Source organism: Lysinibacillus sp. RC46, assembly GCF_041262385.1.
GTDB lineage: Bacteria > Bacillota > Bacilli > Bacillales_A > Planococcaceae > Lysinibacillus.
Genome location: NZ_JBGCCF010000009.1, coordinates 101,730 through 122,999 on the forward strand (window position 1 = coordinate 101,730; position 21,270 = coordinate 122,999).

A 21,270-nucleotide genomic window follows, 5' to 3' on the forward strand; every position below is an offset into this window, starting at 1 on the left:
ATCATAACCTCGCAAATGTTCGCTTTAATTGTGCTTGAAATAAATTTAAATCAAATGGCTTAATTAAATACTCATCAACGCCACTTTCATATGCGTAATTCATATCTCCTTGAGATTTCCTATTTGTCATCATATAAATAATAAATTTCTTTTGATTAGCCATATTCCTTAATGTGTGCAAGACATTGAGACCATTTTTACGAGGTAAAATATCATTCATAATGACAATATGAGTATGTCCTGATAAATACCAATCTGACTGTAAAAATTCGTACCCATCTGAAAAAACTTTTGTTTCCAATTGAAAGTGATCTATAACCATTTTTTGAACTGTCATTTCTAATACTTCGCTTAAAATAGCATTTTCCTCTAAAATACTTACTTTCACTGTTTTAAGCGGCTGAGCCTTAAAGCTCGTCACGATTTCGATTTTCCAAGGTTCTGATAGTTCACTAAAAACTTCAAACTGTTTATCTTTTAAATCTTCAAACGTTACTTGATCATTTTTAACTGCTACAATAATCCCCTGCAATGTAAAAGTTGAATCGATTATAGAAGGGAAATAATCATTTTTTACGAGTTGAAAAATTCGATTTAAAAATGCATTTCCCTCCTCTTCACCATTTTGTGTTAACAAAATTCCCCATCGCAAACTTCCCTCTAACTTAAAAAGCATATCGGTATTCCGAACTTCGGATACTAAAAAATCAGCAATTTGTTCCTCTAAATCTACTATCACATTATTTTGATTGGGGTCAGTTACAGTTGCTTTTAAAAATATAACTGTCATTTCCATATTTGAACGAATAACATTTGCCTTTAACACATCAAAAAATGGTATAATATCACTTTCTTTTAAAATATTTACTTTTTGTGTCGCTTTAATTAAAGTGTTCATCCTATACTCCTCTTACAATTATTCAATATGATATTTGTTTGTTCTGTGGAACTATCAGGCTCATCACCATAACGTGTGGTTGATTTATGTTTCGACTGGTAGCGTCCGATGAGCCGCTAATCCCCAAGGAGTCGCCCAGCCCCCACTCCTATCAACTTACATATGGCATACGTTTCACATTGTCATCCACTACTTTTGGTGATCAGCCAACTATCATGTTATAAACGATAACTATACTTAGTAAATTAAATGAGTATAACTGCTTCTAGAACTTTCTGTATTGAGGTAAAAGTATTTTGTAGCTGATGCATTGATTTGCAACAAAACATCTACCGAAAGAAGATATAAAAAATAGTTAACTATTAGACGAAAACATAATAGTTTTTTTCTTTAGTACATGTGCTATTGGAGATAATATAATGGTAGGATATTGCTTTTTACGCAATTTCGTTAGGAGCTTTTCAGCGTTTTACAGTATATCTTATTAGAATCGTGTTATAAGACTATAACAGTTCAAACTAAACAAATTCTAAACAATTTGAAAATTGCCCCAAAATAACATTGGATAAAAAAGAAAAATCTACAACTTTCCTCAAATAAGCTGAGGAAAGTTGTAGATTATTTTCTTGTATGACAACGAACAAATGAAGGGAACATGCCTTTTAATTACTGATTACAAGAACAACTTATCTTAATTAATTTAATACCGTTAAGATATTATGGTCGCATTTCCATCCAGCTTTCAAGATGGTGGATTGCAATACCATTAAAGCTCTGATTTTCGGAAAAATATTGTTGAATTTTGTTCAATTGTTGATCCATATATGCTTCCCCTTCTTCTGAGAAGCTAACTAAGTCTCCTTCTGCTGACTTCAAAGTTTCAACACCTACAACAACTTTTTTATCCATTCGTTTAGCATATTCAATTTCATTTTTTACGATTTGTATAATGTCCTGTGAATTATCTCGATAAGCCATTATCGTCACACCATCTGAATAATTAATTAACCATTCAGATAAAATACCCTTACCATATTTAGTCTCATATAAAATTTCGTCATACCAAAAAGGTATATCTAATTCTAATGGTAATTTTAATGACCGTGCTTTCTTTTTCGCATGTATAACTAACTGTTGATAGGTTTGAATCGCGGTTGTTTGTTTTGTAGTCCAAATATGTGTTTCATATGGTTCAATATCTAAATGTATTCCTAAAAAACTTTGGGCCTCTGTTGCTTCACGTTGATAAAGCTCTAGCCAATTCATAAGTTGATTTTGATACTCAATGCCATTCTCTGTAATCCAATAGGATTCTCCAGCAAGTGCATATATTTGGATGTTTTTTGCGGTAGCCTTTTCTATAAAGTTTTGATAAACGCTTCTCGATATTTCATAATCAATTTGTAAATAAACTTTGTTTATGCGTTTATTTTCTAAAAATTGTAATGTACTGGTTTCGTTATCTACAAGTATCCATGGATTCCAAATCCATGTAGAGTGTTGTTCTTCTGTAATACCATTAGCCTTTATGGTTGTACTATTTAGTGACATAAACAATATGCATATGATCATCAACTTAAACTTTCGACTATTAATAATTTCACACAGCCCCATTCGTTCAAACTAGTTATACCATATCGAAAATTTCTATAAATAGAAATAAACAAAAAGAAGGATATGTTTCTTCTTATTTTTGCTCCTCATAGAATAGGGATTTGTTCTTAAAAGACTGATCAATCTATCTGTATTTTTCTATAGACACATGCCGGGCGCATCAAAAAAGCAATATGACCACAAATGAGATCATATTGCTTATTATTAAATATTCCCTTATGAAAAGTTCCTAAATGGCAATTTTTGTTGACTTAGTTGATTCTTTTCGTAATTTTAGCGATTTTAACAATCACTTTTATCCGTCACTGGCGATTCGTTCCGTCGCCTCTGCACTTCTATCCGTCTCTCTAATTTCTTTCCGTCTCCTCGGCACTCCTATCCGTCATTTTGACGATTCTTTCCACGACTTCGACTGTTCTATCCGCCACTTTGACGTTTCTATCCACGACTTTAACTGTCCTATCCGTCGCTCTGATTTCCATCCGTCGCCCTGGCCTTTCCATCCGTCGCTCTGATTTCTTTCCGTCACCTCGGCTCTTCTTCCCGCCGCTCTGGTTTCTATCCGTCGCCTCAGCACTTCTATCCGCCACTTTGATGATTCTATCCACGACTTCGACTATTCTATCCGTCACTTTGATATTTCTATCCGTCACTGCGTCGTTTCTATCTACGATTTTGGCGGTTCTTTCCGCGACTTTAGCTGTTCTATCCGTTACTCAGCTTTTATGAATTAGTCTCTTTGTTGAAACGATCAACAATCATAGATAATGCTCCATCTCCAGTTACATTTGTAGCTGTACCAAAGCTATCTTGCGCTAAGTATAGTGCGATCATTAGTGCAACCATTGTTTCATCGAAGCCGAGCATTGTTTGTAGTAAACCAATTGCTGCCATAACTCCCCCTCCAGGGACACCTGGTGCAGCAACCATTGTAATACCTAGCATAAAGATAAAGCCGATATATTGTGCAAAACCTATATCCATACCGTTCATCATCATAACACCTAAAGAACAAGTTACGATTGTGATCGTACTACCTGATAAATGAATAGTGGCAAACAGTGGGACTGTGAAATTCGTTACTTTTTCTGAAGCTCCTGTTTTTTGCGCTTGTCGCAATGTAACTGGAATAGCTGCTGCTGAGGATTGTGTGCCCAAAGCTGTAAAATATGCAGGTAGCATTGTTCGAAGTAACATAAGTGGATTTTTCTTATTTAAAGTTCCCGCAGCAGTGTATTGAACTAGCAATATTACCCAATGCATCACAATTATAAGTGCGAAGACAATTGCGAAGACAGATAATATTTTTGCTACTTGACCTCCGTATGTCATGTTCAAGAAGATCCCGAAAATATGAAATGGTAAAAGTGGAATAATTACAAATGAAATTAACTTTTCAATGATAACATTAAACTCTTCAAAACCACGTTTCATAACATCACTTTGAATGGCAGTCATACCAATTCCTACGATAAAGGCAAAAATTAATGCTGCCATGACATCCATTATTGGAGGCATTTCAACTTTAAAGAATGCCTGTGCTAAAAATTCCTCAGGGTTTTTCATGCTTTCCATATCACCATTTGAAATGAAATTAGGCAACACATTGCGCGCTACAAAAAAGGCAAATATTCCTGCAATGATTGTTGAGAAGTAAGCAAAGAATGTTGCTAAACCTAATAATTTCCCTGAGCCTTTCCCAAGCTGAGCAATGCCCGGAGCAATAAATGCAATAATAATAAGTGGTACAACAAATTTTAAAAAATTACCGAATATGCCATTGAATGTTGCAAATATCCGTACAAATGACTCTGGCGCAAAGCTTCCAAGTATTACCGCTAACAAAATAGCAACAATAATTTTTGCCAATAAACCAAATTTAAACTTCATGATATTGTCCTCCTAAAAAAAACAACTGTCTTTCTCGAATGTATTATTAGTAATTTAACATAAACAGTTGAGAGAATATACAGCTCACGAAATAGGCGGAATTGCAAAACTCTTTTTTATTTTCTGATAAAAATACCATTACCATAACGTCTGGTTGAATTCCGTTCCGACTGGGCGCTTTCGCACAGCTAACATCCGCTTCGCTGCAGGGTCTCGGCCAGCCGATGCTTTATACGCGAAAGCGTAGTGCTAACGAAGCGGCAGCGGAAAAAGGGTTTTATCTGCACAAAAGCGAAACGGTAGCAGCACTATGTTGGCTACGAAGATGTTATCACAGGACGTGATGCTTTTAGCCTTCGTTCCTTTATTGTTGATCCCCAAGGAGTCGCCCAATCGGAACGAAGATCAACATAGATAATGGCAAACGTTTTAAGACATCCATAACTTTTGATGACGAGCCAATAAAAAGCAAAAAACTTAGAATAGGCAAATACTCACCTATCCTAAGCTCTATTTAACTTCTTTCAGCAAAAGTCTCCCACCTCTATAGGTGATGAGATGAATGCGGATTTAAGCTACTTTACAACGGTTGTCCAAACACCAGCTGAAAGAAGTTAAAGCCTCCGGCGGATGTCACAGAATCGGAAAGGAGTTCTTAGGGGATGTTAGCCTAAAACCATCGCATCCATGCGATAACGGCTAACTGACCTGCATCGGTGCTGCTGTCGCTGCGTTAGCACTACGCTTTCGCGCAAAAAACATCTGCAGGCCTAAGCACAAAGCCGATTCCGGACGCATTGTTTATCTGCGCGAAAGCGAAGCGACAGCGGCAATTATGCCGAGGCATAATTGATTAATCTTTAAATAATTTTTGTAAAATATAATAGGATTGTTTTAAACGCTCTTCATACTTTGGAGTTTGCCATTGTTCCCAAAAATAAGCTGAAAGAGCAGGCAAGACATGGCCATTGGTCTCTGGTAAAGATTTCACAACCTTGCCATCCTTATCTACAAAGACAGCACCAATATAAATATTATCTACCTTAGTAGAAGCTGTCACTCCATCTTTATATAGATCTCCCATAAACTCACGCTGACTTGGGTCTTTTGCTTGGATTAGTAGCCAAGGAATTCGTAGCTCAATAACATTATCATCCGTCCAAGTATAGTCTACTAACGAATTATAATCTTTTGCTTTTGGATTGGCATTCCCTTGAAGAAGCTTCCCGGTTTCATAATAACTAAAATCGGTCGTAATTTTTTGCTCTGGTAAGTATAGCTGTTTATTTAGCACATAGTTAATCGGTGCAAACTTACCACTATTTTTTGTGATAGTTGACATACGAGGCGGAATCATTTTTAAATTGTGACCGTAAAAATAATCATAGAAATCATAGTACTCATCTATGACGACTCGAGAGTCTCCACTTTTATTTAATTCCACAATAAAATCTACGCCATTTGAAAAGGTCATATCTTTTATTGATGTTGCCGACGTATTTCCTTGGTTTGGTGCGACATCAAGTAAAATACGCGGTGATGCTTTATCTAAAACATCACTTTTTATTTTGAAATACAAATATCTTTCATCGTAATCGACAGCAAAATCTGTGGAATCAGAAGGTGCGGTATTGTACATTTGTGTACCTTTCCACTCCTTTGTATCGCCGTCTACTTTTACTTTAAACCTATCAAAGCTTAGTACACCAAATTGCTGTTCATTCGTTTGTGCGTTGGACCAAAATGGTCGACGATTTGGATCATCATAATCCATCGTATTCCATGTTCGCTTAAACCACTCGTCCTGCCATGTAAAGACAAGTCCTCCTAGCAAGCCTTCATGCATAATATCTTCATATAAATGTTGAAGTGTTTCACCTTGCTGCTGTTCGGACATATGCCCCTGATTCCAGCCATAAACATTTTCATGTGTCATACCGCGCGCTGCTGGGATTCCAAATTCCGCAATAAGAACAGGCATACGATGAGCTTCATGTAAGTCTTTTAAATATCCTGCATAACTATTTTTATTGCCCCGGAAATCTTTATAATTTAAATATTTTTGGTCGAAGTTAAAGAAGTCAGGGTAATATGGATACACATGATAGGAAGCAAATTGTCCTGGTGCCTGCATCTCACCCTTCGTATAAATGACATTTGGATTGACTCCTACTAAATCTTCATCTTCAGAAGGTTCAGATGGGTGGTCTAGTAAGTCAGTTGTTACCCAGTTTGTAAAACTCATAGGGCGAATCCAATTGTATTGATCCTTCTCATAAGTAGTAATAAGATCCATTTGCTCCGCTAACCAATGCTCAAATGGTGCAGCATTTTTTGTTTCAAAATACGTCCCATTGTATTCACCTATATTAGCGTGTTTTTCGTTCGTACCGACTACCATGTGCGGATACCATTCAATTCCTAGCACCCAGCCAATAACGTATTTTGAAACGTCAACATCGTATAATCCTGAAGCATGTCCTGTTACTGGCTTCACATAAGTGTTGCCGTGGATAACGTCTACCATGCGCTTCATTTCACTTTGGAAATCCTTTAAGGTAGTTTCATCATAGGCATCTAGTGAGTCAGACAATCCTTCCTCATTAATCCATACACCATGCAAGACATACAGTGGTTTATCTGGGTTTTCCTCGTTGTATTTAGCAAGTGCCCGATAAAAACCTGGTGGGTGTAATGTATAGACACGAATCGTATTGGCATTCATCTCACCAATTTGACGGAACCAGCGATAGTACTCTTCTTCCGTAATAGCGGCCTCGCCAGGGAATGCTCCCGGTTTCCCCATACCGATATTAACGCCCTTAAAGACTAGTGGCTCCCATTTCCCATCGCGTAAGACTTCAAATGATTCACCTTTAATCCGTGCATTATAATTTTGTTTTTCATGATTAACGTTTTCTTGAACCTCTTTTTGCTCAAACGTTTCAAAAATTTTATGCATGACTGGTATATAAATCGACCAGTAAAATGAACTATCTGCATATTTCTCAGCGTATTTATAAATGGTCGGTAATCCCTTTATTTTGTAAAGAGACGGTACCCGTGACATATCGTTAAAGTCTCCAGCAAAGTAATAGCTTGTAGTGTAGCGTTTTTCCTGTGAAACGATAGCCGCAAATTGCTGTGGAATATCGTTGTCCTTTAATAGTTTTTCCCCATCTTTTGTTAAGTCCCATTTATAATTAGCAAGAGCATCCTCTGCATATTTAGGCGTGATAATATCAAACCAATAGCCATACTCTGCACTAGCAGAAGTATTAAAGAATTTTTTCCCTTCTTCAGTAAATTGCAGCTGAATACCTTCCGTTTTTACATGCTTGTCCAGTTCCAGCACAATGAGCTTTTCTGTAATTTCATTAAATAAAAGAAAGCCACCGCCCTTATATGGCCAATTATCACCATGTTCATCTATGACCCATTGTGGGATTTCTGAGTTTTTATGATAATCAAGCTCATCAAAATAACGCCCAATCCATCCAGACCATGATATTCCTAAATAGTCCTGTAGCTCTTTTCTAACTGCCTCTGATGTTGGTGACGCAAATGTATTGTATTCAGCAATTAGCATACTTTTCTTGTTGCTTGCTAAACGACCTACTATTGATTGCCATTCATCCATTTCCAAGCCACCAACAATTTTTTCTGAGCGTTTACCTAGACGCTTTTTTTCATTTAAATCATCCTTATAAACACCATACGTATCTGCCAAATAAATAACATCATAATTGCTATAGTCGGTCGGAAACTTTTTTTCAGATACTCTTTTCGTTTTATCATTCGGAATCGTACCATAGTAATTTTTTTGTACATCATACGGATGATCATCGATTGTGTATTTATAATGGTTTAAAAACCAGTTCACACCTAAATGCTCTCGATATGTTTCATTCGGAACCGTTTTATCTAGAATCGCGACGTTCAGCGGTTTTTCATCGCTCAAATACCACCATGCTATAGGTGTAATAATGAGAATTAGAATAGCTATAATTCCTATATATATTCGCTTCATACACTGTTCTCCTTTTCAGCGATGCCGACACGCTTCATATTACCCCAATCGCTTTTTCTTAGCACAAACCGAACTAATCCTTCACAGCGCCATAAAAGAGTGAGTGGTCGATACCAAAAAATTTCAGTAAATGCTAAAAGTATCATTCGTAATAGCTCTCTCTTTCTCGGATAAGCGTTCATTGTCCATGCCTCGAATAGTATAGATGCTATTGAAAAAATAACTCCATAAATAACGAAGAGCAGCAACAGTATTACCGCTGCTTCATAATAGATTTTCCCTAAGAAAAATGCTACAACGATATAAATATAACCACCTAGCTCAACAATTGGACCTAGACATTCTACAAGCCAAAAATAAGGCAATGCAATAAACCCTAATAAGCCATATTTTGGGTTGAATGTCATCGTTTTATGCTTCCAAAGGCTTTCGAATAATCCTTGATGCCAACGTCTACGTTGATTTCGCAATACCCCTAATGTCTGAGGTGCTTCCGTCCAGCACACAGGATCTGGTACAAATTCAATACGCTTCTTTTCTTTTTTCTTTCTTATCAAACGGTGAATATTCACGACAAGCTCCATGTCTTCTCCAATAATATTCGTTGAATAACCGCCCGCTTCCACAGCCCATTCTTTCGAAAAGACGCTAAATGCTCCCGAAATAATAAGCACAAGATTGAATTTACTTAAAGCGATTCGCCCCATAAAAAAAGCTCTCAAATATTCTATTGTTTGCATGACTACTAAGTAATTATTTGATAAGTGCGTTTCAGTAACGGAACCAAGCTGCATTTTCGCTCCATTGGCTATTCGAATATTCCCACCTGCCGCAATCACTTCACCATCAGATAAAATAATCGGCTTCATCACACGAAGTAATGATTTTTCATCTAAAATTGAATCACCATCAATAGAGCAAAAATAAGGATATTGCGAAACATTAATACCTACATTTAATGCATCCGCCTTACCACCATTTTCTTTATCTACTAAAATACAATTCTTATAAATTTCTGATTCGTAAATTTGTTTCACTTGTTTTGTAGGGATACTTGCACGAACAATTTTATCAACGGGCTTCATTCTGAAATGCTCGATGACCGTTTGCAGTGTAGTGTCAGTAGAACCATCGTTAATAATGATAATTTCCGTTTGCGGATATCGTAAATTCAGCAATGAATAGACTGTATCGACAACTCCAACCTCTTCATTGTAAGCAGGGACTAGTAAGGATACTGGTTTTGAGTAGAAGGCATCGATATGTGCATCATCATACTCTGAGGGATCTAATTTATAGCGTTTTCGTAAATCTAGCATGGCAATTACAAACATTGTGCAATATGAAACGATAACGAATAACATATAAAACATAATAATGCCGCCAAAGAACCACATACAATAATCTAAAATTAATTTCATTTGATCCCCTGCCTTCTGACTACTGTTTCCTGTGCTATTTCAATTGCATATTGGTCGTTTGAAGACTCCATAAATTGCTGTAATTTTGCAATTCCTTCTCTATTTTCTGCAATTGTTTTTGCTGCCTGTGAGCGTACCCACCAATTTTCATCTTCAAGAAGCTGTTCTAAATAAGCATAGGTATAGTCTAGTGGCGCATGCTTAAAGAGTTTGGCAACCATTAATCTTACTTCCCACATATCTGAAGTCACAAATGGGACATAAGGATCGATTTCATCAATTACACCAATTTCGTAAAGACCCTTTAATGCTCTTATTGTTATTTCTGGAACCTCGTGTGTTAATAGCTGTTTTAACTTATCAATATATTGCATATTTCTTTTTACAGCTGCAGTATCAATTGCAGCAAATTGGATATTTTTCGTCCAGCTATCAAAGTCTTCAAACAATCGAATAAAAACATCATCCTCTAACAAGACAAATAATCTTCTATATTCGCTTTCAGAATAGCTAACGCTCGATTCTTTAATTTTTTCGATAAATAATTCTGGTTGGAACAGAGAGTAAATTTTTAACAGTTGAAAATATTCTTCCTCCGAAATTTTGGCTTTCTCGAATTGTTGACAAGCATCAACTAATTCCTCTATCTGTAAATCAGCAATTCGATATAAAGCATTCATCCTAATGCTCCAACGTTTACTTGCTAAATCCTTTTTATAAAACTGTTTTAAATAGAGATTAGAAAACTCTTTGATTTTATGTTCAACTATTTCATTCGTTATATTTTTTAAATACGATGAAAATATTGTTTCTATAGCTGCTACTTGAGCTCTTCCGCGGGGTACAAGGACTATAGAGAAATTTTCTTCATTGATTAAATAGTTGTACCAGTGCTGTGAATAGTTTTGTAAATAAGTATTATACGTTTCTGCAAAGCGAATCTCCCACTGATGCTGCAAAAGTAGATATATCGTAAATAAAAATAAAATGACTAATAAAACAACGATGGCCGTTAAAAGAAAAGAAATCGATAGCTCGATCATAGCCAAAACCTCGCAAACGTTCTCCTGATTTTTGCTTCTAACAAACGTAAATTAAATGGTTTTACGATAAATTCATCGACTCCACCTTCATAAGCATTAAGTGTCGCCCCTTCTGAGTTTCGTTCTGACATCATATAAATGATGAACTTTTTCTCATTCGGCATTTCTCGTAAAATGTGCAAAATTTCTAAGCCATTTTTACGTGGTAAAATATCGTTCATGACAACTAAATGCATATGGCCTGTTTTATAGCTTTCGGACTGTAAAAAACTATAGCCATCTTCATAGGTAGCCACATCTAACGTAAAATGAGGAATATCTAAATCATTGAGCGTTGTTTCTAGCACTTTTCTAAAGATTGCATTTTGTTCAATAATGCTTACTTTTACTTGCTCAGTTGGTTGTTCACTATAATCTGTAACTTGTTCTATTGACCAAGTCGGCTGTTCGTCATCTGCTAGTTTTTGCTTATTTTTATCTAACAAAGTGTCAAAGTTTACACTATTATTTCTTATTTCAGTAATGGAGGCTTTTAACGCTATTTGTTGAAATTCCCTTTCTTGCTTCAGAATTGCAAAAATCCGTTTTAAAAACGCCTTTACCTCGACTTCACTACTTTGTAGAAAAAAAACTCCCCAATGCACGCCATCCGCTAATTGGAAAAGTAAATCTGTTTTTCGTATTTTTGATTTTAGAAAAGCTGAAATTAGATTACGTTCTATATCTGTTCCTTGTGGTGAATTAGCTAATTTAAAAAAGACTGCAGTCATTGTGAAACGTGAGCGAATGACGCTCTCACGCAATGTTTCAAAATAACCCTTCACCTCATGCTCCTGCATGATGTCTTCTGCGATGATTAATTTATTCATTGGTGTTCACTCCAGTTGATGTAAGAAATATTTGATTTTCTTTCATGTTTTCTAGCACTTTTTCGATTTATAAACACAACAACTATAGTAATAAAGATCACTAATCAATTTCTATATAAAATATTTGGTAAATCAGTCACTTTTAAAATATATTATATTTTTGCTATAAAACACAAAAGAAGACCCTTTTCGATAAAAATGTTATACTTTTCTGATAATAGACATCCTTTTTTAAACAAGAAAAAAAAGGGAATGCAAGCTTTAATACTTACATACCCTTTCAAACTGTAGATAAACACTATTTTGATATAAAATTACATAGTGTTTTTTTGACAACCTCTGTAGAGAGTGGCGACTTCTGTGGAATGGGCTTGCATTGAAAGCCCCGCAGGAACGTAGTGACGAGGAGATTGAAGCCAAAACCGTGGAAAGCACCAACTCTGCGTGATCATTACATTTGTTTTATTCTTTTGTAGACAAGCAAAAAGGGTGTGTAAGCTGTCATACTTACATACCCTTTTTTCGATACATTTTATTTTACTGGTACAACTGAGCCTTTCCACTCTTCAATAATGAAGTCTTGGATTTCTTTAGATTTTAATACTTCTATTAATTTTTTAATTTCTCGTTTTGTTTCATCACCAGCACGTACAGCGATAATGTTTACATATGGAGATTCTTTATCTTCAAGAGAAATTGCATCTTTCAATGGATTTAAGCCGTTATCGATTGCGTAGTTAGAATTGATAAGAACTGCATCACCTTCATTATTTTCATACATTTGTACAAGCATTTCAGGAGCTGTATTTGCATCGAATTTGAAGTTTTTAGGATTTTCTACAATATCCTTAAGTTCAGCAGATGTTTTATTTACTCCATCCTTAAGTTTAATTAAGCCCTTAGCTTCTAATAATGAAAGCATACGTCCATGATCTGCAACTGAGCTAGAAAGTAAAATTGTTGCACCTTCTGGAAGATCCTCAAGAGATTTATATTTTTTAGAGTAAATACCGATTGGTTCAATATGAATACCACCAGCGTTTACAAAATCATAACCCTTTTCTTTAATTTCCTTCTCTAAATAAGGGATGTGTTGGAAATAGTTTGCATCAATTTCGCCAGATTCTAAATCTTGGTTTGGTAATACATAATCTTGATATGTTTCAATTTTAAGATCGATACCTTCTTTAGCTAAAATCGGTTTTGCTTTTTCCAAAATAACAGCATGTGGTGTATTAGAAGCACCTACTGTTAATGTTACATTCTCTTTACTATCACCAGCATCAGATGATGAGCTTTTTTCTTCTTTTTTACCAGCACCACAAGCGGCTAGAGCTAGTACTAATACAGATAAAAATAATCCTGTTAATAACTTCTTCATTTTATTACTCTCCCTTTTCCTATATAAAATATGTTAGCGGTATGAAACCGAGATAACCTTTTAGATGTTCATAGTATGATGCTCTTTTTAGCGTTTATCTGTTTTGGTTGTAATTAAGTCGCCAATCCATTGAATAATAAATACTACTATTAAGATTAAAATAGTTGCCATTAAAGTTACATCTGTGCGATTACGTTGGAAACCATCTAAGAATGCTAAGTTTCCTAGACCACCTGCGCCAATAATACCTGCCATCGCAGTATAACCAACAAGTGCTACAGCAGTTACAGTAAGACCAGAAATAAGCGCTGGTAACGATTCGGGAATTAATACTTTCCAAATAATCGTTGACGTTTTGGCACCCATTGAACGAGCCGCTTCAATAACACCTTTATCAATTTCGCGTAAGGCGATTAATACCATTCGCGCATAGAATGGTGCAGCTCCAATAATTAATGCTGGTAAAGCCGCATCTGCGCCACGAATTGTGCCGAGTAAAAATTTCGTAAATGGAATTAATAAGATAATCAATACGATAAATGGAATCGAGCGGAAAATGTTAACGATTGATCCTGTTAAAAAGTTTACAATTTTGTTGGCCCATAGTTGGTTGGGACTTGATAAAAATAATAAGATTCCAATTACTAATCCAAGTATAAATGTGATGACCGTAGAAATTGTTGTCATATACAATGTTTCATACGTAGCGTCCCACATTTTTTCCCAGTCGACATTCGGAAAAAGACTAGTTAGCATTTGTAATCACCTCCGTTTGTACTTCGACTGTATTTAAGTAACTCAGTGCAGCAGCAACATTCGCCTCTGAGCCATCAATTTGCACAATAAGTGTACCGTACGCTCCATTTTTCGTTTGCGAAATATTACCATGTACAATACTTACTTCTACATCAAACTGTTTCACAAGATGTGAAATGACAGGCTGCTCTGTTTTTTCTCCTACAAAGATTAGCTTAACAAGTTGTCCATTAGGGTAATTTTCTTTAATTTGTGCCACTGTTTCCTGTGTTTCCTTCGTATCTGTAATTTGAGAAACGAATTTTTTCGTAATGGCTGCTTGTGGAGCTTGGAATACTTGTAATACTTCACCACGTTCTACAATTTCACCAGCTTCCATAACCGCTACACGATGACAAATCTTACGGATAACGTGCATTTCATGTGTGATTAACACAATCGTTAGACCTAATCGTTCGTTAATATCGACAAGTAGATCAAGAATAGCATCTGTTGTCTCCGGATCGAGTGCAGATGTTGCCTCATCACATAACAATACCTCTGGGTTGTTAGCAAGTGCACGAGCGATACCTACCCGTTGTTTTTGTCCCCCCGAAAGTTGTGATGGATATGCTTTTTCGCGCCCTTCCAAGCCAACTAGTGTAATCAATTCATTCACACGTGCTTCCCGTTTGGCCTTTGGCACACCTGCGATTTCTAATGGGAAAGCGATGTTTTCGGCAACAGTTCTAGACCAAAGTAAATTGAAATGTTGGAAAATCATACTAACCTTTTGTCTAGCATCCCTAAGCTTTTGTCCCTTTATGGACGAAAACTCTTGATTGTTAACCGTCACCTTACCAGATGTAGGCTTTTCTAAACCATTTAACAAACGAATCATTGTACTTTTACCAGCGCCACTATAGCCGATAATGCCGAAAATTTCACCTTTATTAATAGAAAGGTTGACGTCTTTAACTGCTGTTAATTCGCCATTCGTAGTTTTGTATTTCTTCGTAATATTTTGAAGATTGATCATAGCGAATTCTCCTTTTCTTATATCAATTATGCCTCGGCATAATTGTTGCTGTCGCTTCGCTTTCGCACAGATAAACATTACGTCCGGAATCGGCTTTGTGCTTAGGCCTGCAGATGTTTTTTGCGCGAAAGCGTAGTGCTAACGCAGCAACAGCAGCACCGATGCAGGTCAGTTAGCCATTATCGCATGGATGCGATGGTTTTAGGCTAACATCCTCTAAGCACTCCTTTTCGATTCCAGGACACCCGCTGAAAGAAATTAAAAAACCCCTTCACTTAAAGACAAGTAGAAGGGGTCACGTACATATACGCTAAACCGTTCTCTCATCTGTCAAAGATAAATCTTTGGGTGATTTGGCACCTTTTCACGTTTGTGATGGTTGCCGGGCTTCATAGGGCACTTCCCTCCGCCGCTCTTTATAAGAGTTCGATATATTTATTGTTTTTTTAATATATTTGTTACTTTACCATGTGATTAATATTCAGTCAATTAGTTTTTTAACAATTCGTATAAATATGGTACGGATTGGAAGGCATAAACCTTTTCTATCACTTCTCCGCCTTCACATACGAGTAAACATGGTACACTTTCGATTTTATTATCATAAGCTATTTGCTCTATAAAATTAATATTCGCCTTACCAACCTGTAGCTGTGGCAGCAATTGCTCAATAACCGCCATCATTTTCGATGCAACTGCGCACGTTCCACACATTGGCGTATATAAATAAAAGGCAGCCTTTTCACCGGACTGGATAGCCGTGTTCCACTGCTCTTTTGACCATTCTTCCATCTTTTTTCACGCAACCTTACAAAATATATTCATTATGGATTGAGAAATGTGCACGAAGCAATATCGCCGCTAACACTTTCCTCGGAGTTGTCTCAACTTCCTTATATGTTGGCATCGTACGTAAATGCTCAGCCTCTGGATAATGTCTGTCCATTAATGCCCGTAGCTTATTACCTGATGTATCTGCATCAAAAAATGTATAAAGCTCACAACCCTCATATGGATCGAGTAGCTCTTCTAATTGATGCACACCAATTGTACCATTTGTACAAAGTATTTTTACGTCTTCATTTAAAATAGGTTCGATTTGAAGTTTATCCGATCGGCCTTCGACAATTAAGCATTTTCCCTCGAACATCACGCCACCCCCATTTAGACATATCCCTTATAATTCATTATATCAACAAACCTTGTCGTTGATACAGTTAGATACCTATTAATAAGGGAATATACTTGCATTTACCTTACCAACTATAGTGGCAGGATGGTTAAGATAAAAAAAAACGTCGGTAGTTTCCGACGTTTTTCTGATCAATTATGCCTCGACATAATCGCGTCAGGAATCGGCTTTGTGCTTAGGCCTGCACGACGCAGGTCAGTTAGCCGTTATCGCATGGATGCGATGATCTTAGGCTAACATCCTCTAAGCACTCCTTTCCGATTCCATGACATCCGCCGGAGGCTTTAACTTCTTTTAGCTGATGTTTGAACACTCGCTGAAAGAAGTTAAAGGCTTGTCTTATTCTGCAATCATTTCTTCGTATTGCTCAGCTGTCATAAGCTTGTCAATTTCTGAAGCATCAGCAGGCTCTACAACGATCATCCATGCTTTTTCATATGGTGATTCATTAACGAATTCTGGGCTATCTTCTAAATCTGCATTTACTTCAACTACTGTACCTGAGATTGGTGCGTATAATTCAGAAACTGTTTTAACAGATTCTACGCTACCGAATGGATCATCAGTTTTGATTTCGTCGCCAACTTGTGGAAGTTCAACGAAAACGATATCTCCAAGTTCAGCTTGTGCGAAATGAGAAATACCGATACGTACTTTACCATCTTCTACTTTTACCCATTCGTGCTCTTCAGAGTAACGTAAGTCTTTAGGTGTGCTCATGAAAAAAACCCCTCCATAAATATGTAATATATTCATTTTCAGTGTGCCATACTTCTACCATAAAAACAAGAATCAATTATGCCTCATTCAGCTCAATACCTATAGAGGTGAAGAGTTCTGACCTGACGCTTCGCTTTCGCTACATACAACATTTACTGAAACAAGTGAAAAGCGGTTATTTCCAAGCTTGCTCAAAATCTGATTCTTTAAACCCTAAAGTAACTTTTTTTCCATCGGTTACAATCGGACGTTTAATCAACATACCATCTGATGCAAGCAGTTCAAGCTGCTCCTCTTCAGTCATTTCAGCAAGTTTATCCTTCAAGCCAAGCTCTCGATATTTCATACCAGAAGTATTAAAAAATTTCTTTAAAGGTTGTCCACTAGCTTGCCATAAGTTTGATAATTCATCCTTTGTAGGTGGTTGTTCGACAATGTGTACCTCTTCGTATGAAACCCCATTGTCATTTAGCCATTTTTGAGCTTTTTTGCAAGTAGTACATTTCGGATATTGAATAAATTGAATCGTCATTTATAGGCTCCTCTACTTTCATCTTTAGGAACAACATTTTCAGTGTATCCCTCATTTTCTGTAGTATACCATCATAACCGTTACGAGCCAAAATGAAACTCTTCAAGCCAAAGCGTGGGGTTGATTTCCGTTCCGGCTGGAAGCTACTCATGATGCTTTCGGGGGTTCTTGGAATTTTTATCAGCGATTCTCATGTTGTTATCAGCGATTCTTGGCATTTTATCAGCGATTTTCTTGATGTTATCAGCGATTCTCAGCATTTTATCAGCGATTGGCATTTTGGAATGGTCCGTTTCCTTCGCTCCGTGCAAGGTCTCGCCTGTTTCGCTTTCGCACAGATGAAACCCTTTTGCTATCAAACTACATTTCAAAGGATACATGTGGAGTGGAGACAGGGCGACATTATAAAGCGCACACAGTTTTGTGTATGAATCCTTTTTTGCTCTTTGGCAGGTGGATGTCGATAAAATTTAGAAGTTGGGTGATAAAACATGAAAGTTAGTCGATAAAATTCAAAAGTTGGGTGATAAATCGTGAAAGTTGGTAGATAAAATTCAAAAGTTGGGTGATAAATCGTGAAAGTTGGTAGATAAAATTCAAAAATCGGGCGATAAATCGTAAAAGTGTTCTGATAAAACTAAAAGTTGGATGTTATTTTGTTAAAGCGAAGCGACCCCATCGAATGCGCGTAGCCGGAACAGAAATCACCGTAGAGCTATACTTTTATTTCCAACAAAAAAACCTAGCTATCACATCTCGGATAGCTAGGTTAGGATTGCTATATTAAACTACAAATTTTTCTGCTTCAATTAATTTAACAGAAGCTTCGCGTTTCTTCGCGATTAAGTTGTATGGATTGTTGCGAGTTAATTTACGTAGTGCAGACAATGTCATGCGTGCAGCGTCGCCGTCTGCTGAAGCAAGAATCGTATCTTTTGCTTCTTTTTCAATTTCTGCAAATGCTTCTTGGCAGAAGATTTGAGTGTACAGTAATTTTTGATGAGCTTTTTCAGCACCGTCACGAGCAATCGCTTTTTCTGTACGCAATACAGCTGATTCCATCGCGAATAATTGGTTTGCGATATTTGCAATATTCACCAATACTTCTTGCTCTTGATCAAGCTTCGCACCGTAGCGTTGTGCTGCTATGCCTGCTGCTAATACAGCAATTTTCTTCGCATTTTTCACAAGATATTTTTCCTGTGCTAGCGGCTCTGTGCCTACATCCTCAGGCATTAGCATTAGAAGCTCCTGTTGTAAGTTTTGAGCAACTTGTAGTAATGGTAATTCACCTTTTAATGCTTTCTTCATAAATGTACCTGGTACAATCATGCGGTTAATTTCATTTGTACCTTCAAAAATACGATTAATACGAGAATCACGATAAATACGCTCTACTTCGTATTCAGCCATAAAGCCGTAACCACCGTGTAATTGAACCGCTTCATCTGCAATGTAATCTAAAGTCTCTGAACCAAATACTTTAGCAATAGAACATTCAATAGCATACTCAGCAATTGCACCAGCGATCACTTTCCCTTGATTTTGCTCTTCTGGGCTTAGCTGACTTAAACGGTCTTCAAATAAACCTACTGTACGATAGTTTAATGACTCAGACGCATATAATTGCGAAGCCATTGTTGATAATTTTTCTTTTGTTAGATTGAAATCAGACAGCTTCGTTTTGAACTGCTGACGTTGGTTTGTATATTGAATGGCAAGCTCTAATGCACGCTTCGAGCCACCAATTGTTCCAACACCTAATTTATAGCGCCCGATATTTAAAATATTAAAGGCAATAACGTGTCCACGACCTACTTCACCTAAAAGGTTTTCTACAGGTACTTCTGCATCTTCAAGGATTAATGTACGTGTCGATGAAGATTTGATCCCCATTTTTTTCTCTTCTGCGCCAACCGAAACGCCATTGTAGGCACGTTCAACGATAAATGCTGAGAATTTATCGCCATCGATTTTCGCATAGACAACAAATACATCTGCAAAGCCTGCATTTGTAATCCATTGCTTTTCACCATTTAAAATATAATGTGTCCCTGCATCATTTAATTTTGCAGTAGTTTTTGCACCTAATGCATCTGAACCTGAACCTGGCTCAGTTAATGCGTAAGCAGCAATTAATTCACCTGATGCAAGCTTTGGTAAATACTTTTGCTTTTGCTCTTCATTTCCGAAAAGTACGATTGGTAAAGAACCAATACCTACGTGTGCACCATGCGTAATAGAGAAGCCACCAGCAACAGACATTTTTTCTGCGATTAATGCAGAAGAAACTTTGTCTAGTCCAAGACCCTCATATTCTTCAGGTACATCTGCGCTTAATAAGCCGAGTTCACCTGCACTTTTTAGTAGACGAACCGAATGCTCAAATTCATGGTGTTCTAAGTTTTCAACGACTGGTAACACTTCATTTGCTACATACTCTTCAGTTGTTTTAGCAATCATTTTATGCTCATCTGTGAAATCTTCTGGTGTAAATACACGATCTAATTCCACATCTTCAATAATAAATCCGCCGCCTTTAATGAAATCCGTTGTTTTTTCTGTCATTCTAAATTCCTCCCTATTTATCTATTGTTAGTAGTTTTAATCCCCAATATATAGAAAAGCTTGAAGCACTGTGTTCGGAGGCAACCGGAAACGCTGCACTCCAAGCTGATCTAGCAAAAATCATAGAATTTCAAACACTCCTGCAGCACCCATTCCGCCGCCAATACACATTGTCACAACGCCATATTTCTTACCTTGACGCTTCAATTCATGAATAAGCTTTAATGTTAAAATGGCTCCAGTTGCACCAAGTGGGTGACCTACGGCAATTGCTCCACCATTGACATTTACTTTGTTTTGGTCGATGCCTAAATGGCGTACGACTTGTAGGGATTGTGACGCAAATGCTTCGTTAATTTCCCATAAATCAATGTCATCAATTGCTAACCCTGCAATTTCAAGTGCTTTAGGTACTGCCACGATTGGTCCAATACCCATCACCTCAGGAGGTACACCACCAACTGCAAAGCCTAAAAACTTCGCCATTGGTGTAAGCCCTTGCTTCTCTGCTTCCTCACGATCCATCACAAGTACTGCCGCTGCACCGTCTGAAGTTTGAGAGGCATTACCAGCTGTAACGCTGCCCTTAACATGGAAGGCTGGACGAAGCTTCGCTAAACCTTCTACAGATGTACCTGGACGTACACCTTCATCCATGCTAAACGTGAATTTTTTCACCTGTGGCTTGTTGTTGTCATCTACATAATGCTGCTCTACTTCGATTGGTACGATTTCATCATTGAATTTACCTTCTTTAATCGCTTTTTCCGCAAGCTCATGTGAACGCACAGCAAATGCATCCTGATCTTCTCTACTTACATTGTATTGACGTGCCACTTCCTCTGCTGTGTGCCCCATCCCCATATAATATTGGGGAGCAGTTTCTGCTAAAGTTGGATTTAAGCGAGGTGTATTACCTACCATTGGCACCATACTCATCGACTCGACTCCACCAGCAAGAATCGCCTTAGAATGTCCTAGCATTATACGCTCTGCTGCAAAAGCGATTGCTTGTAAACCTGATGAACAGAATCTATTAATTGTCTGCGCTGGTGTTGTATTTGGTAACCCGGCAAGCGCTCCTATATTACGTGCTACGTTCATGCCTTGCTCAGCTTCAGGCATTGCACACCCTAAAATTAAATCGTCAATCGGACCTTCATAGCCCGCTCTTTTTAATGTTTCTTTGACAACAACCGCTCCAAAATCATCTGGTCTAACTGTTGCTAAAGAACCCTTCTTCGCTTTTCCAATCGGAGTTCGTGCTCCTGCTACAATAACGGCTTCACGCATCGTATTAATCCCCCTTTGTTTCATGTGCAAGTATGGTTACAGTCT

The 21,270-nt window shown here is 37.2% G+C and carries 18 protein-coding genes and 1 riboswitch; of the genes, 2 read left to right on the plus strand and 16 right to left on the minus strand.

The window, feature by feature from the left end:
* Position 1 precedes the first annotated feature (1 nt).
* Entirely contained in the window at positions 2-898 is an 897-nt protein-coding gene (locus ABH966_RS10545; protein WP_370078138.1) for a response regulator, read from the minus strand.
* A gap of 717 nt (positions 899-1,615) precedes the next feature.
* A complete protein-coding gene (locus ABH966_RS10550; RefSeq protein WP_370078140.1) occupies positions 1,616-2,449 on the minus strand; it encodes an amidase in 834 nt (277 codons plus the stop codon).
* Positions 2,450-2,745: 296 nt separating this feature from the next.
* Here ABH966_RS10550 and ABH966_RS10555 point away from each other — a divergent pair, with 296 nt between their 5' ends.
* Positions 2,746-3,027 (plus strand): hypothetical protein, encoded by a 282-nt coding sequence (locus tag ABH966_RS10555; protein WP_370078142.1) that lies wholly within the window; start codon positions 2,746-2,748, stop codon positions 3,025-3,027.
* Entirely contained in the window at positions 2,942-3,241 is a 300-nt protein-coding gene (locus tag ABH966_RS10560; RefSeq protein ID WP_370078144.1) for a hypothetical protein, read from the plus strand. Before ABH966_RS10555 ends, ABH966_RS10560 begins: the two co-directional genes overlap by 86 nt.
* On the opposite strand, the gene ABH966_RS10565 is transcribed toward ABH966_RS10560, so the two are convergent.
* From ABH966_RS10565 to ABH966_RS10630, 14 genes are all read right to left on the minus strand, one after another.
* The gene (locus ABH966_RS10565) at positions 3,236-4,402 is read right to left on the minus strand and encodes a dicarboxylate/amino acid:cation symporter (RefSeq protein ID WP_370078146.1); all 1,167 of its coding nucleotides are present in this window, start codon (positions 4,400-4,402) and stop codon (positions 3,236-3,238) included. The genes ABH966_RS10560 and ABH966_RS10565 overlap by 6 nt on opposite strands.
* 853 nt (positions 4,403-5,255) lie before the next feature.
* Positions 5,256-8,432: a hypothetical protein gene (locus ABH966_RS10570; RefSeq protein WP_370078147.1), complete on the minus strand. Its 3,177-nt coding sequence runs from the start codon at positions 8,430-8,432 to the stop codon at positions 5,256-5,258.
* Complete coding sequence (locus ABH966_RS10575) at positions 8,429-9,853, minus strand: glycosyltransferase family 2 protein (RefSeq protein ID WP_370078149.1); 1,425 nt, start codon at positions 9,851-9,853, stop codon at positions 8,429-8,431. Before ABH966_RS10575 ends, ABH966_RS10570 begins: the two co-directional genes overlap by 4 nt.
* Positions 9,850-10,896, minus strand: coding sequence for a HEAT repeat domain-containing protein (locus tag ABH966_RS10580; RefSeq protein ID WP_370078151.1), 1,047 nt, complete (start codon positions 10,894-10,896; stop codon positions 9,850-9,852). Before ABH966_RS10580 ends, ABH966_RS10575 begins: the two co-directional genes overlap by 4 nt.
* Positions 10,893-11,765 carry a response regulator gene (locus ABH966_RS10585; RefSeq protein WP_370078153.1) on the minus strand — a complete coding sequence of 291 codons (873 nt, stop codon included), beginning with the start codon at positions 11,763-11,765 and terminating at the stop codon, positions 10,893-10,895. The genes ABH966_RS10580 and ABH966_RS10585 overlap by 4 nt, the downstream gene beginning before the upstream one ends.
* 532 nt (positions 11,766-12,297) lie before the next feature.
* Positions 12,298-13,146, minus strand: coding sequence for a MetQ/NlpA family ABC transporter substrate-binding protein (locus ABH966_RS10590; RefSeq protein WP_370078155.1), 849 nt, complete (start codon positions 13,144-13,146; stop codon positions 12,298-12,300).
* 87 nt (positions 13,147-13,233) lie between these two features.
* The gene (locus ABH966_RS10595) at positions 13,234-13,902 is read right to left on the minus strand and encodes a methionine ABC transporter permease (protein ID WP_370078157.1); all 669 of its coding nucleotides are present in this window, start codon (positions 13,900-13,902) and stop codon (positions 13,234-13,236) included.
* A complete protein-coding gene (locus tag ABH966_RS10600; RefSeq protein ID WP_370078159.1) occupies positions 13,892-14,920 on the minus strand; it encodes a methionine ABC transporter ATP-binding protein in 1,029 nt (342 codons plus the stop codon). The genes ABH966_RS10595 and ABH966_RS10600 overlap by 11 nt, the downstream gene beginning before the upstream one ends.
* 320 nt (positions 14,921-15,240) lie before the next feature.
* Positions 15,241-15,345: riboswitch (SAM riboswitch) on the minus strand.
* 64 nt (positions 15,346-15,409) lie between these two features.
* On the minus strand, positions 15,410-15,712 hold the full coding sequence (locus ABH966_RS10605) for a thioredoxin family protein (RefSeq protein WP_370078161.1): 303 nt from the start codon (positions 15,710-15,712) through the stop codon (positions 15,410-15,412).
* Positions 15,713-15,728: 16 nt separating this feature from the next.
* Complete coding sequence (locus tag ABH966_RS10610) at positions 15,729-16,070, minus strand: toprim domain-containing protein (protein WP_132361835.1); 342 nt, start codon at positions 16,068-16,070, stop codon at positions 15,729-15,731.
* 381 nt (positions 16,071-16,451) lie between these two features.
* Positions 16,452-16,832: a glycine cleavage system protein GcvH gene (gcvH, locus tag ABH966_RS10615; protein WP_132361837.1), complete on the minus strand. Its 381-nt coding sequence runs from the start codon at positions 16,830-16,832 to the stop codon at positions 16,452-16,454.
* A 175-nt stretch (positions 16,833-17,007) separates the two neighbouring features.
* Positions 17,008-17,364, minus strand: coding sequence for an arsenate reductase family protein (locus ABH966_RS10620; RefSeq protein ID WP_370042360.1), 357 nt, complete (start codon positions 17,362-17,364; stop codon positions 17,008-17,010).
* Positions 17,365-18,147: 783 nt separating this feature from the next.
* A complete protein-coding gene (locus ABH966_RS10625; protein ID WP_370078164.1) occupies positions 18,148-19,932 on the minus strand; it encodes an acyl-CoA dehydrogenase family protein in 1,785 nt (594 codons plus the stop codon).
* A 120-nt stretch (positions 19,933-20,052) separates the two neighbouring features.
* Positions 20,053-21,225 (minus strand): acetyl-CoA C-acetyltransferase, encoded by a 1,173-nt coding sequence (locus ABH966_RS10630; RefSeq protein WP_370078166.1) that lies wholly within the window; start codon positions 21,223-21,225, stop codon positions 20,053-20,055.
* Positions 21,226-21,270: the final 45 nt, after the last annotated feature.

Coding starts and splice junctions, on each gene's coding strand:
- ABH966_RS10620 (WP_370042360.1), bottom strand. CDS start 17,364: ATGACGATTCAATTTATTCAATATCCGAAATGTACTACTTGCAAAAAA.
- ABH966_RS10600 (WP_370078159.1), bottom strand. CDS start 14,920: ATGATCAATCTTCAAAATATTACGAAGAAATACAAAACTACGAATGGC.
- ABH966_RS10605 (WP_370078161.1), bottom strand. CDS start 15,712: ATGGAAGAATGGTCAAAAGAGCAGTGGAACACGGCTATCCAGTCCGGT.
- ABH966_RS10575 (WP_370078149.1), bottom strand. CDS start 9,853: ATGAAATTAATTTTAGATTATTGTATGTGGTTCTTTGGCGGCATTATT.
- ABH966_RS10545 (WP_370078138.1), bottom strand. CDS start 898: ATGAACACTTTAATTAAAGCGACACAAAAAGTAAATATTTTAAAAGAA.
- ABH966_RS10585 (WP_370078153.1), bottom strand. CDS start 11,765: ATGAATAAATTAATCATCGCAGAAGACATCATGCAGGAGCATGAGGTG.
- ABH966_RS10580 (WP_370078151.1), bottom strand. CDS start 10,896: ATGATCGAGCTATCGATTTCTTTTCTTTTAACGGCCATCGTTGTTTTA.
- ABH966_RS10610 (WP_132361835.1), bottom strand. CDS start 16,070: ATGTTCGAGGGAAAATGCTTAATTGTCGAAGGCCGATCGGATAAACTT.
- gcvH (WP_132361837.1), bottom strand. CDS start 16,832: ATGAGCACACCTAAAGACTTACGTTACTCTGAAGAGCACGAATGGGTA.
- ABH966_RS10630 (WP_370078166.1), bottom strand. CDS start 21,225: ATGCGTGAAGCCGTTATTGTAGCAGGAGCACGAACTCCGATTGGAAAA.
- ABH966_RS10625 (WP_370078164.1), bottom strand. CDS start 19,932: ATGACAGAAAAAACAACGGATTTCATTAAAGGCGGCGGATTTATTATT.
- ABH966_RS10570 (WP_370078147.1), bottom strand. CDS start 8,432: ATGAAGCGAATATATATAGGAATTATAGCTATTCTAATTCTCATTATT.
- ABH966_RS10555 (WP_370078142.1), top strand. CDS start 2,746: ATGGCAATTTTTGTTGACTTAGTTGATTCTTTTCGTAATTTTAGCGAT.
- ABH966_RS10550 (WP_370078140.1), bottom strand. CDS start 2,449: ATGTCACTAAATAGTACAACCATAAAGGCTAATGGTATTACAGAAGAA.
- ABH966_RS10590 (WP_370078155.1), bottom strand. CDS start 13,146: ATGAAGAAGTTATTAACAGGATTATTTTTATCTGTATTAGTACTAGCT.
- ABH966_RS10595 (WP_370078157.1), bottom strand. CDS start 13,902: ATGCTAACTAGTCTTTTTCCGAATGTCGACTGGGAAAAAATGTGGGAC.
- ABH966_RS10565 (WP_370078146.1), bottom strand. CDS start 4,402: ATGAAGTTTAAATTTGGTTTATTGGCAAAAATTATTGTTGCTATTTTG.